This window comes from Pseudonocardia sp. GCM10023141 (assembly GCF_042653605.1).
The window spans coordinates 287,459-301,597 of sequence record NZ_JBHSIR010000006.1 but is presented as its reverse complement, the minus strand read 5'-3'; the positions used below and the strand labels follow the sequence as shown (position 1 = coordinate 301,597).

The following is a 14,139-nucleotide window of genomic DNA, read 5'->3' as shown; positions in this document are numbered from 1 at the left end:
GTGAACAAGCTGACCTCTTTCACGCTTGGGAGGTGGCGATTCATCCGGTCCGGATGCTTTCGGACGGTCCAGTTCTGCCGGGAGAGCCGCCGAGTCACTATGACCATGTCTATAATATTCGTTTCTCGATTCTGAATCAGAGTAAGCTGCCAGTGTATGCAGTCGTGCCATATTTGAGGCTTGATAGTCAGGGGGACGATTCTCCACGATATGCATTCGGCAAGATCCTTCATGTGCCACCTACCACTGAAGGTCCAATTATCTACAGTGTAACAACCGTCTTTCCTCATGTGGTAATTCCAGCCTCTACTACCTTTGGATTTCTGTTTGAAGACACTAGGCATCGACTATGGGAAAGAGACTCTATGGGAACGAGTCGAAAGTTCGACTCTGAGGCCGGAAAACGGATTGCTGCCGAGGCTCTGCAAGCGTCGAGCCAAGCGGCCGACTCTATCGTCTGGAAGCGGCGTGATCGGGAAAACCTATTTAACCCTCGACCTCTCTAGCGCTGCGGCGAGGCCTTGTCCGTTCACATCTCGCGACAACGCTCCGAATCATGCACCCTGGCCCATTCCCGCGGTCCTGGCCAGCACTTGGCGGGACTGGGCGGCGTCAACCCGGAACTCCCGATCCCGCTACCCGGCCACGACGGAGCTGGGTCCATGCATGCTCGACGACACCACTGGCGGGATCGGGACGCGTAGCGGGGTTGACGCTGTTCGGGCACGCTAAGACGATCTGCGGCCAGCGGGGATGACCCCACTCGCCTCACGCCCACCCACCGGCGCGTAGCCGGCGGTCCATAGGTTCGCCCCCGCCCAGAGGCCGTCAGGCCGGAGGGTCAGGGGGCGATTGCCGTTCGGCCGCAGTCCGGTCCGTGCCCGGCAGGGCGCGGCTTGAAGACGTATAGAAAGTCCTCACCGCATCTACGTGAGATCACGGCGTGACCCTGGAAACGATCTTGGCCCCGCTGCACGCGACTTCGCCAATCCGCCTCGCAGGTGCCTCGTGCGTGGTAAAATTGAGGCGTGCGTGGTGCTGGTGATGAAATGCGTATCGGGGAACGTATTGCGTTCTACCGTGGTCGTCGTGGAATCAGTCAGCGCATGCTTGCCGATCTCGTGGGTAGGTCCGAGGATTGGGTCAGCAAGGTAGAGCGCGGTGTCCGCGATATTCGTCGTGTAGACATCGTGACGGAAGTGGCTCGCGCACTTCGTGTCGAACTCGGTGATCTGCTCGGTCAACCGGTCCTTGTCGAGGATGACCAGGACGACGACGACATCCCCGCGATCCGTGACGCGTTGATGACGCCACGGCGGCTCTCCCGGACGCTGTTCCAGCAACCACCGGCGCGTCCTCCGCTCCCGACGGATCGTGCAGCTCGGCTCGTTGAGCACGCTTGGACGAACTACCAACAGGGCCGTCTTGGTCTCGTCATCGCAGAGCTTCCACGCCTGATCTCATCAGCGCAGGACTTGGAAGACGCCGCAACGACTGACACGCGTGGGGGATGGGCGGTTTCTGCTCGCACGCACCACCTGGCGGCAACGACCCTGAGCAAGGTCGGTGAGTCGGATCTGGCTTGGATCGCTGCGGAACGCGCCATGCACGCCGCTGATCAGGCGGACGACCCACTTGTGCTCGCGTCAGCTGCTCGGGCAGCAACACATGCCCTCCTGGCTTCGGGGCGCTTCAACGACGCCGTAGAGCTCGGAAACACCGCTGCGGAATGGATGCGCCCGCACCTCGCGAACAACGATCCGGCGGCATTGAGCCTGTTGGGGATGCTGCGACTGAGGACGGCCGTCGCTGCTGCGAGACGACACGATCGCGCCGCGACCACCGAACTAATCAGCCGCGCCACCCGCGCCGCAGCCCTGCTCGGTCATGACGGCAACTATTGGCAGACCGGATTCGGCCCTACCAACGTCGAGCTGCACCGCCTCTCCACGCTGCTGGACCTCGGCGATGTCGACTACGTCGCTCGACACGGGCAGGAAGTAACTGCTCCGAACCTCCCTGCCGAACGACAGGTCTCGCACATGATCGACGTCGCCCGCGCCCTGAGCCTGATCGCGCAGGACGGCGACGCGACACAGCTGCTGCGTGAAGCTGAGGACATGGCGCCTCAGCTCGTACGCCACAATCCCGTCGTGCGCGAGACGGTCAAGACGATGTACCGGAGAGCTGCCGGTAGTGGTCAGAGTTCGTCGTCCGTGCTGGGTGGGCTCGCGGAGCGATGCCGAGCGATTCGATGACGAGCACCGCCCACACTCTCGGGCTCGTCTGCTCGGCATCGGGTGGAATCGAGTTCGTGCGAACGGAGTTGGTCGAGCCGTTCATCGCCGAAGGCTGGCAAGTGGCCGTCACGCTGACGCCCACAGCCGGCGCCTGGCTGGACGCCTCCGGAGAAGGCGATCGGCTCGAGAAGGTGACCGGCTTCCCGGTCCGCGTTGAGCCACGCATGCCCGGCGAGACGAGCCCTCACCCGCCCGTCACCTGCTACGCCGTTGTACCGGCCTCGGCGAACATGGTTGCCAAGCTTGCTCTCGGCATCGCTGACAACCAGGCCTTGACGATGCTCGGCGAAGCACTCGGCACGCGGGGTCTCCCGGTCGTCATCTTTCCGAGGATCAATGCCGCGCACGCACGGCAACCAGCGTGGGAGTCTCACATCGCCGGGCTCCGCCGCGTCGGTGCCGACTTGATCTATGGGGATGATGTGTGGCAGCTTCATGAGCCGCGCAGCGCACCTGGCCGTGATCTGCCATGGGCAACGATCCGCGAAAGGATCAAGGTAGCGGCCAACAGCCTCTGACCTGCGAAGACAAAGGGACCCGGACAGTTTGTCCGGGTCCTTCTGCGTTCCCGGGCGTCAACTTGTACTGCACATCCGATCGGATGCGCATCCTGCAAGTTGATCCTCTGAGGAGCACAGCAGTCATGGATCTCATCATCGACACCTCGTCCACGGACTTTCAGGCTTGCGGCCCGTTCGAGCCGCGTCTGGACAAGGAGGGTGTTCACCGTCGGGACAAGCAGGGTGGCACGAACCTGCCGCTGTTTGCTGGGAAGCTCGTCGCCTGGGCCGACTCCGACGCGGAGACGATTCTGGTCACTGTGGCAGCTGTTGAGCCGCCGAAGGTGACACAGGGTCAGCGCGTTTCGGTGGAGCGTCTCCAGGCGATGCCGTGGGTTCAGAACGGCAATGCACGTGTGGCGTACCGCGCCAAGTCCGTCGTCCCGATCAACGGCGCCAAGCCTTCGCCGTCTGCGAACTGATCACGTCCGCACCGACCATCGACCGAGTGAAAGGAGAGTTGGTATGTCCGAATCCAACGGTAAGGCCGCGACCATCCCGCAGCCCGCCAACGACGCGAAGGAACGCCGTTCCCAGCTCGACACCACCAAGGTGTGGCGCACCATCGAGCGTTCGCTGAACGACATCGCATGGGAAGCCGCCATGCAGGCCGGACAGTTTCTGCTGGCCGCCGACATCGTGAGTGATGGCACTGCCGTCCGCTACGGCCGTCTGGTCGATGCCACGGAGTGCATGGAGATCGCCATGACCTACCTGGGTCAGCTCAAGTCAGCGGTGGCATTCCGCCTGGCTATCGAGGACGAGCAGAACATCGGCTTCTGATCCTCAGCACGTGAACGTCAGGGGTGGACACGGGACCGCCGGTTTCCCGACCTTGAACGGCCCCGCGTCCGCCTCTGTCACCTCACCCCACTGGTAATGAGTGAGAGGAACCAATCATGGCACGCACGTCACGTCCGCGTACCGGCACATTCGGCCGGTCCTCCCGCCGTACAGGCACGGTGGAGTTCTTCACCCGCCCGGAGTCCAACCCCGTCCTGCGGGTTCTCGGGTTCCTGATCCGCATGCGTGCGGAGTTGACCCTCATCGCAGTCATCATCACCGCGATCGTGATGCTCCGGCCTCATGTCGGCCCGGACGCCACGCTCTGGATCATCGGCGGCACCACGGCCGTCATCGTGATCGTCCCGGCCTCGCGCCGGTTCACTCAACGCCGACTGTGGTGTGTCACCACCCGGCATCGCATCAGGGCCGCGTTCGCGCAAACCCGCACCATGACCCACAACGGCCGGATGCCGTTCCTGCTGTGGTCACGCCCATCCCCGGTCGGGGAACGCGTCCGAGTGTGGCTCCCGGCAGGGATGTCGGTCAAGGACATCGAGAACGTCACCGCTGAGCTGGCCACCGCCTGCTGGGCCCGTGATGTCCGCGTCCACCCCAACCGCGCGCAAGCCGCGCTCGTGATCATCGAGATCGTCCGCCGCGACCCGCTGTCCACCTCCGCGCTGATCACGCCTTCGGTCATCCACGGGCTGGCCCTGGACCCCGACGACTTCATCGACGACGGCACCGTCGTCCCGCTGCCCAGCCGCAACACCGTCGCCCACCCTGCCCAGGCGGCAGCACCGGCACCGACCGCATCCCGGTCAATGCGTAAGAACGCCGGCTCCACAGCGCCCAGCACGGCCAGCACGAACCCTGAGCCGCCCGCAGTTGCCGGGCTCGGAGGAGTGGACGTCAGCGACTACATCTGACCTCCGCTCAACGCGACGGAGTCGATGCGAGCACCAGCACCCCCACACCGGGGACCGCGCGCGCATCCATTCCGCCAGCACCACCCAAGGAGCACCACCACGACACCACACCAACACGACACTCAGGGATTGATCACCGTGACCAGCAACCGCCGCCGCCGACGCGGACCCACCCCGTGTCGCCCACTGTCGATCTACGACCCGATCCACTTCGGGATCGACGAGAACGGCCTCCCAGTGGAGGTCACCCTCATGTACCGCAACCTGCTCATCGGAGGCGAACCCGGCTCCGGCAAGTCGAGCCTGCTCAACACCGTCATCGCCCACGCCGCGCTCTGCTCGGACGTGAAGCTGTGGCTCTTCGACGGCAAGACCGTCGAACTCGGGCTCTGGCGCCCGGTCGCTGACGTGTTCGTCGGCAACTCCATCCGCGACGCCCTCACCCGCCTGCGCGAGCTGCAGGCCGAGATGGACATCCGGTATCACCTGCTCGACGTCGCAGGCCGCCGCAAGATCCTGCGCACCGATGGCCTTGAAGCCATCCTCTGCGTGATCGACGAACTCGCGTTCTTCTCCGTCACCATCGGCTCCAAGGAGGAGCAGGAGGAGTTCAAAACCCTCGTTCGTGACCTCGTCGCCCGTGGCCGTGCCGCCGGGATCATCGTCGTGGCCGCGACTCAGCGCCCGTCGGCGGACATCATCCCGACCAGCCTGCGGGACCTGTTCGGGTTCCGGGTCGCGTTCCGCTGCACCACCGACTCCAGCTCCGACATCGTGCTGTCGGTCGGATGGGCCAAAGAGGGCTACAGCGCCCGCACCATTCACCCCGAGGACCACGGCGTCGGTTGGCTACTCGCCGAAGGTGGAATACCCCGCCGGTTCAAAGCCGCCTACCTCGATGACGCCCAAATCCGGTACATCATCGCCGCCGCTCTGATGCGCCGCGGAAACGCCGCCTAAACCACTCTCGCCAACCCCGCCGGAATAGCCGTCGCTATTCCGCTCACAGGAGGAGTCTGCCCATGAACGCCCGGAAGATCACTCAGCCGATCACGCTGACCGCGCTCGCCGTGACCGTCCTGGTCATCCTCGGCAACGCCGCACAGGCATCACCACAGCTCAAGGAACAGGCCACCACCGTCGCCATCGTGGTGCTCGCCGCACTGAGCCTGTCCGGCATCCTCGCCGCACTCATCGGACCGCTGTTCCGGCCCATCATCGTGGCCCGCCGCCACCGCCACACCGGCCCGGTGAGCGTCGACAAGCCGATGGCCAGCACGTTCACCGGGGCGCGCTCGTGACCGCCTCCAGTGTCAATCCGCTGTTGACGCCACATCGCCACTCCGGGGCAGACCCTGCTCCGCATCGCACCCGGCACCGCAACGTCGTGGAGAACGACGACTACGCCGCCTTCACCCGCCGCATCCTCGCCGCCCACGGCCGCCGCATCGCCACCGGCGACATCGAAGGACTCACCACGCTGGCCCACCTCGCGACCGACGTCGACGACGCCATCCGCAACGCCATCACCGGGCTACGGGAAGCCGGCTACTCCTGGGCCGACATCGGCACCCGCCTCGGCATCACCCGCCAAGCCGCACAACAGCGATTCGCGCCACAACGATTCGGAGACCTGCGATGACGATCCGTCGTGCTGCCTGTTTCATCGTGAGCTGCGATGACTGCCGGAAAGAATTCGACGAAACCGCCGACTACGTCGTCCATTTCGACACCGAAGACGACGCCGTCAACTACCTCGCCGAAACCGGCTGGGTCATCTCCGAATCCGGCATCGTCAACTGCCCACCCTGCTCAGCGATCCAGCTGTGCGACCGGCTCGGCCACCTCTGGAGCCCCTGGGCGCCGTGTCGCTGCAAGGGACTACTTCCCGGCCACGCCGAACACGGCTGCGGCCTGGTCTGCCACTGCGACCAATGCGGCGTCTCCGACGCCATCACCCTCGCGAACCTTCCGACGATCGACGAACCCACCACATTCGGTCGTTGACGGCGACTCCCATCCCCGGCCACCACCCCACACCACCAAGGGGGATTCCGGGGATGGGGGTGACCGCCAACCACCCACCCAGAGAGGTACTGCCATGACCGCCACGCTCGACAACCCGACCACCCGCAACGTCCGCAGTGAGGCCGTATTCCTGCAGGCCGAGACCTACACCCTCACCGCCCGACAGCTCGTGTTCGCCCTCGCCGCCCACCTCGCCCGCTACGGCGACACCCTCAACGTCTCCGTGGTCGACCCGCTCGCCGCGATCGACGCCCACATGCGCTTCGACATCGGCGCCACCGGCAACCTGATCAGCTGGACCGACAACCGCACCCCCGCCGACGTCGCCACCATCCTCGCCCGCGCCGAACACATCGCCCGCGACTACTTCGGCCACGGCTTCCCGGTGGTGGCCTGGTGAACCCCACCGACCACACCGCCACCCTGCGCACCCACCCCGGCGCCCAGGCCGCACTGTTCATCCCCGAGCTTGCCCTGACCGCCGATCCCGACCGCTACCGCACACCGGGATTCGTCAACATCGGCGTCGCCACCATCAGCGGGGAGATCCGGCTCATCCTGCGGTCGGTCCTCGACACCTTCGCCCACCCCCTCGACATCGCGATGCCCCCCAACGAGGCCGACGCGCTGTCACGGTCGCTGCGCAGCCACGCCGTCTACACCGACCCCGAACTCGCCCGCAGGCCACCACCATGACCGCACCCACCCTCACACCCGCACGTCGGCAGCTGCTCCACCGCGCCGGATCCGACGGTCACAGCCGCTGGCTCGCCCACACCGCGAACACCCGTGGCTGCACCCGACCCGTTCGGCTCACCGGCTCCATCCACACCGTCGACAGCTCGAGCGGACGGATCCTCGACACCCGCCACACCGCCACCCACATGCCCGACGGCGTGCTCTACGTCCCCTGCGGCGACCGCCGCGCCTCGGTCTGCCCACCGTGTGCCGAGACCTACCGGGCCGACACCTACCAACTGATCAAAGCCGGGCTCACCGGCGGCAAAGGCGTCCCGACGTCGGTCACCGGGCACCCGGCCGTGTTCGCCACCCTCACCGCCCCCAGCTTCGGGCCGGTCCACACCCGCGTCGTGAACGCCAAGACCGGCAAGGTCCGACCCTGCCGCATCCGCCGCACCATCACCCCGTGTCCACACGGGAGGCTCCTGGTCTGCACCCAGCGCCACACCGACACCTCACCCGCGCTCGGGCGCCCGATCTGCCTGGACTGCTACGACCACGCCGCACACGTGGTCTGGAACGGCTGGGCAGGCGAACTCTGGCGCCGCACCATGATCAGCCTCAACCGGGCACTGCGACCCTGGGCCAAGGCACACGGGGTCAAGCTCCGGGTCTCCTACGGCAAGGTCGCCGAGTACCAACGCCGCGGCGTCGTCCACTTCCACGCTCTCATCCGCCTCGACACCGTCGACCTCGACGATCCCGATGCCATACTCGCCCCGCCAGCGGATATCACCGCCGAGACACTCGCCGAGCTCGTCGCCGGCTCCGTCACTGCCACCGGGTTCCGCACACCGGACTACGCCGACACCGGCCACACCTGGCCCATCGCCTGGGGCTCCCAGCTCGACATCCGCCCCGTCAACGGCATGACCGGCGGGGAGATTACCTCTGAGGCCGTCGCGGCCTACCTGGCGAAGTACGCCACCAAGGCCACCGAGCCTGCCGGGCTCCCGGTCACCAGCCGCATGAACGCCCAAGCCGCCGAGCACTACAGCGACGCCGACACCCACCTCGGACGGCTCATCGCCTACGCCTGGCAACTCGGCGGCTGCCCCAGCGACTACACCTCTGATGAGCAGCAGCAGGACTGGCACGACACGTTCGGTCGCCTGCGCCGCTGGACCCACATGCTCGGCTTCGGCGGCCACTTCGCCACCAAGAGCCGCCGCTACTCCACTACCCACAAAGCGATCCGGGCGCAACGCCGCGAATGGCAGCGCAGCGGACAACTCGACTGGCGCACCCGCCACCACGACGACGTCGACGACACCACCCTGATCGTCTGTGACCTCACCCTCGCCGGAATCGGCTGGAACACCACCGCCGACGCCCAACTCGCCGCATCAGCGGCCGCCAGGGCCCGGGAGCATCGCGCGCTCGCCAAGCAGGAACGCACCACCGCCTAAAGCGACCGAAGGGAGGGAAATTGACAACAATTCTGTACACCGTGGAAGAGGCCGCGAAGTGCCTGCGAATCAGCCGGTGGAAAGTCTTCGACCTGATTCGTCGCCGCGAACTGCGATCAGTCAAGATTGGTGGATTGCGACGGGTTCCAAATTCGGCAATTGACGAGTATGTGGATCGACTGCTTGAAGGAGCGCTGTGATGGAGAAGAAGGCAGATCGACAGCGACGCCGTGTCAATGGAGAGGGTTCGATCTATCAGCGCGCCTCGGATGGCCTGTGGGTAGCGAGCGCCTACGTGTACACGACAACCGGTGTGATGAAGCGAAAACCAGTATATGGTCGCAGCTTTGATGAGGTTCGGGAGAAGTTGGATCGCCTCAAGGGTGACTCGGCGAACGGGATCGCTGTTCCGGACCGCGCCGTCACGGTCTCGGACTACCTGACGTACTGGCTCGCCCAGGTTAAGGAAGTCAAGCGAGCGACGACATGGCGAGGCTATGAGAGTGCGGTTCGCCTGCATATCGTCCCGGTACTGGGGAAGAAGAGGCTTGAAAAGCTCACCGGGGCAGACGTTCGACACCTCGTTGCTGCATGCCGCGCCAAGTGCCTGTGTTGCCTCAACGGGTACGACCGGCATCGCAAGGATGACGACAAGTGCTGCTCGGCGGGGAAATGCTGCAGACGATTTCCCTCCAAGCGGCAGATCCAATTCATCCACGCGGTGCTCCGGAACGCGCTGAGCAATGCTGAGCGGGACGAGCTCGTCACGCGCAACGTCGCCAAGCTCGTCCAGATACCGACACCACGGTACAAGGTCGGCAAAGGATTGCAGGTGTCAGAGGTGAAGCAATTGCTCGTTGAGGCGAGAAAGACACGCCTCTACGGTCTCTATGTTGTCGCTGCGACTCTGGGCCTACGCCGCGGTGAGTTGCTCGGGCTGCGCTGGACGGACGTCGACCTCGTCAGGGCCACGCTGACAGTGGCTCAGACAGTCCAACGGGTCGGTGGCCGGCTCGTAGTCGACGACACCAAGTCCCAAGCGTCAGACGCAACCGTCCCGCTGCCGAAGATCACTCGAAAGGCCCTTCTCGACCATCTGGCTCGGCAGGGGAAGGAGCGCGTCGATGCGGGGGAGATCTGGCAGGAACACGGCTTGGTGTTCCCCACCAGTGTCGGCACGCCCATGGAGCCGCGTAGCCTCAACCGCCACTTCGACGGGATCCGTACTCGCGCGGGTCTACCGGGCGTTCGGCTGCACGACTTCCGCCATACCGTTGTGAGCCTGCTCCTGGCCCTGGGGACGCCCCCGCACGTTGTGCAGGCCATCGCCCGCCATGCAGACCTCGACATCACGTTGAGCATCTATGCCCACACCAACCTGGATGCCATGCGTGAGGCGCTCGACCAGATCGACTGGGATGTCGAGTGATCCGCTCCCGTTGCTACACGGTTGCTACATCTCGGCCGGTCAGGAGGGGTGGAAGATCATCCACGCCCTACCTGACCTGGTCGGGGTGGCGGGATTTGAACCCACGGCCCCTCGCTCCCAAAGCGAGTGCGCTACCAAGCTGCGCTACACCCCGTCGGTGGGAGTGTAGGCCAGCGGTGTCGGGGCCCGTCCACGCCATTGCCGTCGCGGTGGATCACGACGCCGCATGGATCTCGCCGACCGCGGCGGTCGCCGGCCGGGCGCGCCGGGGAGGCGTGGCCGCCGGCGTCGAGGGGTCCGCTAGGCTGATGGGGCTGCGGGCGTTGTCCGTGGCACGCGGGCGTAGCTCAATGGTAGAGCCCTAGTCTTCCAAACTAGCTACGCGGGTTCGATTCCCGTCGCCCGCTCCACCTCTGACCAGGGGTTTTACCCCGATAAAGATCGTTCCGTAAGCGGCCGTGACGCCAAATGTTGCCTGAGCTGCTGCTGTCGTCCTGCGTCAGCCTGTGCGTGTAGGAGCAACGGGTGATGTGCGGTGGGTCGGCTCGTGAGATCAGTGATGAGATCGTGCGTAGTCTCACGCTCTGGCGCCGATGTATAGCGAAAGCTAAACTAGGCTCGAGGAGGCGACGTGTGGGAGGTCTACCTGACCGACGAGGTCGATCGCTGGCTCGACGAGCTCGCCGCCAGCGATCCGGAGAGTCACCGGCAGGCGGTCTACGCGATCGAAGCCCTTGCCGAGGGTGGTCCGAACCTGGGCCGGCCGTTGGTGGATCGGATCAAGGGGTCGTCGATCCACAACATGAAGGAGCTACGGCCAGGCTCGGCGGGCGCGACGGAGATGCGGATCTTGTTCGCGTTCGATCCATGGCGTAGCTCGGTGCTGCTGGTCGCGGGTGACAAGTCCGGCAGGTGGAGTGAGTGGTACCGCAAGGCCGTCCCGCGTGCAGAGCAGCTCTACGAGACGTACCTGAAGGAACGCGCGGCAGAGGGCGAGGAGGAGCAATGAGCACAGTTCGGTGGTCGGACGTTCGGGGCAAGCATGTCGAGGCGATCGGCGAGCAGGAGGTCGAGCAAGGCAAGTCGCGGCTGCTTGCTCAAGTACGGGCGCACCGCCTGGCGGAGATGCGCAAGCGCCGTGGGTTGACCCAGCGTCAGGTCGCCCAGGCGATGGGCGTGACTGTTGGGAGGGTCAGTCAGATCGAGAACGGCGAACTGGCCGGGATCGATGTCCTCGACCGCTACGTGAGCGCCTTGGGCGGGGATCTGCAGATCGTCGCGAACTTCGGGGACGAGCAGATCAAGGTCGGCTGACTGCGAGTCCGGGGAATTTGACTCCCTCACATCGCCGGATGCAAGCGATCGAGTCGAGCGGCGTCTTCTGGCTTCTGTGAGATCTCCCGCGCACGCCGCTCGCGTTCGGCCCTCGTTAGTGCAGGCATGCCGCCATCGGACGGTAGGTCGGTAGCATACTTCTGGTAGCACATTAAGCGATGTGCTGCCGCGTAGAGCTCGATGTCCTCGCCGGGCGCATCTTGGGTTGTTTTAGGTGCGCGGGCGTAGCCGGAGCCGATCGTCCCGTCTTGATGTCCGCACAGTGACGTCAAGGGTGGCTCATCGTTGGCCACGGATCGGCGTGCCACTTCCTCCAGTAGCTTGCCGATCCAGTTCGCCAGTAGCATTCGGGTCTTCATTCCAGAGACATCCTGAACGCGCTGACTGAGTTCCATGTATGTAATGACAGCGTGGTACGTATGGGCGGTGGCGACCAACTCGTCGTACGCCAGCGGAATCCACGTGGCCAGCGCGTCCGAGAATTCGACCTTGGCACCGTCGGCGACGCGATAGGTACCCGGGAGCTCGTGTGGGAAGGCATCGGCGCGATCATGCCACTTGGTGGCAGAGCCAGCGAGCTGCATGCTGACGCAGTCATCGCTGGCTGCCCAGGTCGTCCCATGCATCCGTGGTGATGCCGGCCTGGGCGTCGACGATCTCGCGCATCAACGCGCCTGGCAGTCGCCGTTTGATGATCCGCGACGTCGGTGTCGAGGACGACCTGCCGCCTTGTCAGGCGACGTCCGAGCGGCGCATGGCGTAGAGGTCGGCGATGAACTCCTCGACCTCGCCGTCGTCGAAGATCCCGGCCCGGGTCAGGTCCTCGGCGGATCGCAGCGGCGCGGAGTCGCTGAAGATGCCTCGGCAGAGGGGACAGGCGGTTGCTTGGCCGCCGGATGTTGAGGGTCGGTCGTCGACACGGTGTGGGTCTCCCGCGGTCGAGGTATCCGCGCTCGGTAGGCGTGAGCACGGCTCTGATCGTAGTGCCGAGCCCCTTGTGCGCGGTCGCGAACGAGCGCATGTCGGTCGACGGGACGGTCGGCGCGTGACACCACACACGTGACACGAAACGCCGTCCACGGGTGCGACTGGAGCGGTTCCCGTAGTGCGCCCGTGTGGGGATCGTTGCTGCTAGAGGCGTCGGGCCAGGCTGATGAGTTGCCTTCCAAACTAGCTACGCGGGTTCGATTCCCGTCGCCCGCTAAGTACGGCTGGCCCGCTCATCCGGTCAGGCGATCTGCCTCGGCGAGCAACAGGTCACCGAACGGCTGGAACCCGACCTGCCGGCTGTACAGCCCGCTGATGACGCGGTGGATCGTTGCCCACTCCCAGATCGCCGTGGCGTCCACACCGGTGTGGGCGGCCAGCCGCCTCGCCCTGGCGTGCAGGTCGTCGCCGGTGTCGGGGTTGCATCGGATGATGGTGCCGAGGTCGTATGCCGGCTCAGCGCGCAGGCCGTCAGGATCGATGAGCTTGTACGTGCCGTCCGCCGCCTGGAGCACGTTGAGGCCGTGGACGTCGCCGTGTACGAGCACGGCATGCCGGTCATCGTGGGCGCGGCGACGACGCTCCAGGCACGCTCGAGCGTCCTCGACGGTCGCTACCGAGCACGCCCGACCCGTCTCCTCCCACAGCCGCGGCAGCAGGTCGGAGGACTCGTGTGCCTTGTCGGCGCCCGTCGGCAGGTCGACATCGGGGCCGACCGGACGCCAGAGCCGGGCAGCGACATCGCACATCGGTCGTGCCGCGTCGCCGGATCAGGCACGACGTCGTACAAGGCGGCGCCGAGCTGCTCGAGCAGGAGCGCGTCACGGTCCAGGTCGTCGCGCAGCAGTCTCGCGTAGCCCTCGCCGTCGGCGAGGCGCAAAGCGGTGGCCTCACAGGTGAGCTGGCGCCGAGTCCCGGAACGCCCACCTTCAGGACGGCCGCCGTCCCGTCGACGGGTGTCGCCTCCACGACGAACGCCTTCTGGCCGCCGCGCAGCGTGGCGCCGATGGTCAGTGACCACTCCTGCGCCAACGACGCCACAGCCGAGGGCAGCTCATCGAGCCACACGGCGTTTCCGTCGGCGATGACCTTGTCCCGGACCTCGTCGGGGATATCGAGCATGATGAGCTTCCTCAACGCTCTCGCGTCCGGATGTTCACCGATCGATCACTGTCCGGTTATGTGGGCTGTCGATCTGGATTCGGGTCGATACCCGCCGGCACGTGGGGCGTGCCGACGATCAGGGCCGGTACCAGCCGCCGCAGGCGAAGCCGCCCTGGTAGTTCTCGACGCACGTGCGCCAGTAGTAGTTCCCGAAGCCGGTCGAACCCGTGCTGAACGTGTTCGTGCGCGCTTCGATCCACCCCGTCCACGATCCCGGGTTCGCACTGGTGGCACGGTCCAGATAGATCGATCGCGCCTGGTTGCCGGTGCTGCCCGAGACGTTGCCGTCGGCGAAGTCCACGTACAGCCAGTACCCGCCCGCGTAGTCCCGGTTCTGCGTCGCGGCGGCGGACACACCCGCCTGCGCGACGAGCAGCGCGGCGGCCACCGCCAGCGTCGCCACCGCGCGATGTGTCCAGCGGAGCACCTTCATCGTCGTTCTCTCCCTGTGGAATCCGATTCGGCCGTTCG

General features: G+C 65.6%; 20 protein-coding genes and 2 tRNA genes. 18 read left to right on the top strand and 4 right to left on the bottom strand.

Annotated features, from left to right (window positions below):
• The first annotated feature begins 1,028 nt into the window (after positions 1–1,028).
• The 14 genes from ACFPFQ_RS02530 (at position 1,029) to ACFPFQ_RS02465 (ending at position 10,182) form a co-directional block, all read left to right on the top strand.
• Complete coding sequence (locus ACFPFQ_RS02530) at positions 1,029–2,258, top strand: helix-turn-helix domain-containing protein (RefSeq protein ID WP_379614262.1); 1,230 nt, start codon at positions 1,029–1,031, stop codon at positions 2,256–2,258.
• Positions 2,255–2,818 carry a flavoprotein gene (locus tag ACFPFQ_RS02525; protein WP_379614260.1) on the top strand — a complete coding sequence of 188 codons (564 nt, stop codon included), beginning with the start codon at positions 2,255–2,257 and terminating at the stop codon, positions 2,816–2,818. The genes ACFPFQ_RS02530 and ACFPFQ_RS02525 overlap by 4 nt, the downstream gene beginning before the upstream one ends.
• Before the next feature lie 125 nt (positions 2,819–2,943).
• Complete coding sequence (locus ACFPFQ_RS02520; protein ID WP_379614258.1) at positions 2,944–3,282, top strand: hypothetical protein; 339 nt, start codon at positions 2,944–2,946, stop codon at positions 3,280–3,282.
• 43 nt (positions 3,283–3,325) lie between these two features.
• On the top strand, positions 3,326–3,643 hold the full coding sequence (locus ACFPFQ_RS02515) for a hypothetical protein (protein WP_379614256.1): 318 nt from the start codon (positions 3,326–3,328) through the stop codon (positions 3,641–3,643).
• Between the two features lie 116 nt (positions 3,644–3,759).
• Positions 3,760–4,575 carry a hypothetical protein gene (locus ACFPFQ_RS02510; RefSeq protein ID WP_379614254.1) on the top strand — a complete coding sequence of 272 codons (816 nt, stop codon included), beginning with the start codon at positions 3,760–3,762 and terminating at the stop codon, positions 4,573–4,575.
• Between the two features lie 138 nt (positions 4,576–4,713).
• Positions 4,714–5,535, top strand: coding sequence for an FtsK/SpoIIIE domain-containing protein (locus ACFPFQ_RS02505; RefSeq protein WP_379614252.1), 822 nt, complete (start codon positions 4,714–4,716; stop codon positions 5,533–5,535).
• A gap of 62 nt (positions 5,536–5,597) precedes the next feature.
• A complete protein-coding gene (locus tag ACFPFQ_RS02500) occupies positions 5,598–5,876 on the top strand; it encodes a hypothetical protein (RefSeq protein WP_379614250.1) in 279 nt (92 codons plus the stop codon).
• A gap of 86 nt (positions 5,877–5,962) precedes the next feature.
• On the top strand, positions 5,963–6,217 hold the full coding sequence (locus ACFPFQ_RS02495; RefSeq protein WP_379614248.1) for a hypothetical protein: 255 nt from the start codon (positions 5,963–5,965) through the stop codon (positions 6,215–6,217).
• Positions 6,214–6,582, top strand: coding sequence for a hypothetical protein (locus ACFPFQ_RS02490; RefSeq protein ID WP_379614246.1), 369 nt, complete (start codon positions 6,214–6,216; stop codon positions 6,580–6,582). Before ACFPFQ_RS02495 ends, ACFPFQ_RS02490 begins: the two co-directional genes overlap by 4 nt.
• 94 nt (positions 6,583–6,676) lie before the next feature.
• Positions 6,677–7,003, top strand: a complete 327-nt coding sequence (locus tag ACFPFQ_RS02485) for a hypothetical protein (protein WP_379614244.1) — start codon at positions 6,677–6,679, stop codon at positions 7,001–7,003.
• Positions 7,000–7,299 (top strand): hypothetical protein, encoded by a 300-nt coding sequence (locus ACFPFQ_RS02480; protein WP_379614242.1) that lies wholly within the window; start codon positions 7,000–7,002, stop codon positions 7,297–7,299. The genes ACFPFQ_RS02485 and ACFPFQ_RS02480 overlap by 4 nt, the downstream gene beginning before the upstream one ends.
• Positions 7,296–8,753 (top strand): replication initiator, encoded by a 1,458-nt coding sequence (locus ACFPFQ_RS02475; protein ID WP_379614240.1) that lies wholly within the window; start codon positions 7,296–7,298, stop codon positions 8,751–8,753. The genes ACFPFQ_RS02480 and ACFPFQ_RS02475 overlap by 4 nt, the downstream gene beginning before the upstream one ends.
• A gap of 41 nt (positions 8,754–8,794) precedes the next feature.
• Positions 8,795–8,953 carry an excisionase family DNA-binding protein gene (locus tag ACFPFQ_RS02470; protein ID WP_379614343.1) on the top strand — a complete coding sequence of 53 codons (159 nt, stop codon included), beginning with the start codon at positions 8,795–8,797 and terminating at the stop codon, positions 8,951–8,953.
• Positions 8,953–10,182: a tyrosine-type recombinase/integrase gene (locus ACFPFQ_RS02465; protein WP_379614238.1), complete on the top strand. Its 1,230-nt coding sequence runs from the start codon at positions 8,953–8,955 to the stop codon at positions 10,180–10,182. The genes ACFPFQ_RS02470 and ACFPFQ_RS02465 overlap by 1 nt, the downstream gene beginning before the upstream one ends.
• Positions 10,183–10,259: 77 nt before the next feature.
• Here ACFPFQ_RS02465 and ACFPFQ_RS02460 read toward each other — a convergent pair.
• Positions 10,260–10,336 (bottom strand) — tRNA-Pro (locus ACFPFQ_RS02460).
• Positions 10,337–10,518: 182 nt separating this feature from the next.
• On the opposite strand from ACFPFQ_RS02460, the gene ACFPFQ_RS02455 reads away from it, so the two are divergent.
• The 3 genes from ACFPFQ_RS02455 to ACFPFQ_RS02445 all read left to right on the top strand — a co-directional run bounded on the left by ACFPFQ_RS02455 (position 10,519) and on the right by ACFPFQ_RS02445 (position 11,496).
• A tRNA-Gly gene (locus ACFPFQ_RS02455) sits at positions 10,519–10,592 on the top strand.
• A 221-nt stretch (positions 10,593–10,813) separates the two neighbouring features.
• The gene (locus tag ACFPFQ_RS02450) at positions 10,814–11,191 is read left to right on the top strand and encodes a type II toxin-antitoxin system RelE/ParE family toxin (RefSeq protein ID WP_379614236.1); all 378 of its coding nucleotides are present in this window, start codon (positions 10,814–10,816) and stop codon (positions 11,189–11,191) included.
• Positions 11,188–11,496, top strand: a complete 309-nt coding sequence (locus tag ACFPFQ_RS02445) for a helix-turn-helix domain-containing protein (protein WP_297655121.1) — start codon at positions 11,188–11,190, stop codon at positions 11,494–11,496. Before ACFPFQ_RS02450 ends, ACFPFQ_RS02445 begins: the two co-directional genes overlap by 4 nt.
• Before the next feature lie 26 nt (positions 11,497–11,522).
• Here ACFPFQ_RS02445 and ACFPFQ_RS02440 read toward each other — a convergent pair whose 3' ends face one another.
• Entirely contained in the window at positions 11,523–12,101 is a 579-nt protein-coding gene (locus ACFPFQ_RS02440) for a hypothetical protein (RefSeq protein ID WP_379614234.1), read from the bottom strand.
• 44 nt (positions 12,102–12,145) lie between these two features.
• On the opposite strand from ACFPFQ_RS02440, the gene ACFPFQ_RS02435 reads away from it, so the two are divergent.
• On the top strand, positions 12,146–12,280 hold the full coding sequence (locus ACFPFQ_RS02435; protein WP_379614232.1) for a hypothetical protein: 135 nt from the start codon (positions 12,146–12,148) through the stop codon (positions 12,278–12,280).
• 457 nt (positions 12,281–12,737) lie between these two features.
• Here the strand turns inward: ACFPFQ_RS02435 and ACFPFQ_RS02430 are convergent, their stop codons facing one another.
• Together ACFPFQ_RS02430 and ACFPFQ_RS02425 are read right to left on the bottom strand one after the other, a co-directional pair.
• Complete coding sequence (locus ACFPFQ_RS02430; RefSeq protein WP_379614230.1) at positions 12,738–13,253, bottom strand: aminoglycoside phosphotransferase family protein; 516 nt, start codon at positions 13,251–13,253, stop codon at positions 12,738–12,740.
• Positions 13,254–13,744: 491 nt separating this feature from the next.
• Positions 13,745–14,101, bottom strand: a complete 357-nt coding sequence (locus tag ACFPFQ_RS02425; protein WP_379614228.1) for a hypothetical protein — start codon at positions 14,099–14,101, stop codon at positions 13,745–13,747.
• Positions 14,102–14,139: the final 38 nt, after the last annotated feature.

What these genes read in the sequence shown, in the direction of transcription:
- ACFPFQ_RS02475 (WP_379614240.1), top strand. Translation starts at nt 7,296, where the DNA reads ATGACCGCACCCACCCTCACACCCGCACGTCGGCAGCTGCTCCACCGC.
- ACFPFQ_RS02500 (WP_379614250.1), top strand. Translation starts at nt 5,598, where the DNA reads ATGAACGCCCGGAAGATCACTCAGCCGATCACGCTGACCGCGCTCGCC.
- ACFPFQ_RS02520 (WP_379614258.1), top strand. Translation starts at nt 2,944, where the DNA reads ATGGATCTCATCATCGACACCTCGTCCACGGACTTTCAGGCTTGCGGC.
- ACFPFQ_RS02510 (WP_379614254.1), top strand. Translation starts at nt 3,760, where the DNA reads ATGGCACGCACGTCACGTCCGCGTACCGGCACATTCGGCCGGTCCTCC.
- ACFPFQ_RS02440 (WP_379614234.1), bottom strand. Translation starts at nt 12,101, where the DNA reads ATGCAGCTCGCTGGCTCTGCCACCAAGTGGCATGATCGCGCCGATGCC.
- ACFPFQ_RS02490 (WP_379614246.1), top strand. Translation starts at nt 6,214, where the DNA reads ATGACGATCCGTCGTGCTGCCTGTTTCATCGTGAGCTGCGATGACTGC.
- ACFPFQ_RS02515 (WP_379614256.1), top strand. Translation starts at nt 3,326, where the DNA reads ATGTCCGAATCCAACGGTAAGGCCGCGACCATCCCGCAGCCCGCCAAC.
- ACFPFQ_RS02525 (WP_379614260.1), top strand. Translation starts at nt 2,255, where the DNA reads ATGACGAGCACCGCCCACACTCTCGGGCTCGTCTGCTCGGCATCGGGT.
- ACFPFQ_RS02465 (WP_379614238.1), top strand. Translation starts at nt 8,953, where the DNA reads ATGGAGAAGAAGGCAGATCGACAGCGACGCCGTGTCAATGGAGAGGGT.
- ACFPFQ_RS02430 (WP_379614230.1), bottom strand. Translation starts at nt 13,253, where the DNA reads ATGTGCGATGTCGCTGCCCGGCTCTGGCGTCCGGTCGGCCCCGATGTC.
- ACFPFQ_RS02425 (WP_379614228.1), bottom strand. Translation starts at nt 14,101, where the DNA reads ATGAAGGTGCTCCGCTGGACACATCGCGCGGTGGCGACGCTGGCGGTG.
- ACFPFQ_RS02445 (WP_297655121.1), top strand. Translation starts at nt 11,188, where the DNA reads ATGAGCACAGTTCGGTGGTCGGACGTTCGGGGCAAGCATGTCGAGGCG.
- ACFPFQ_RS02485 (WP_379614244.1), top strand. Translation starts at nt 6,677, where the DNA reads ATGACCGCCACGCTCGACAACCCGACCACCCGCAACGTCCGCAGTGAG.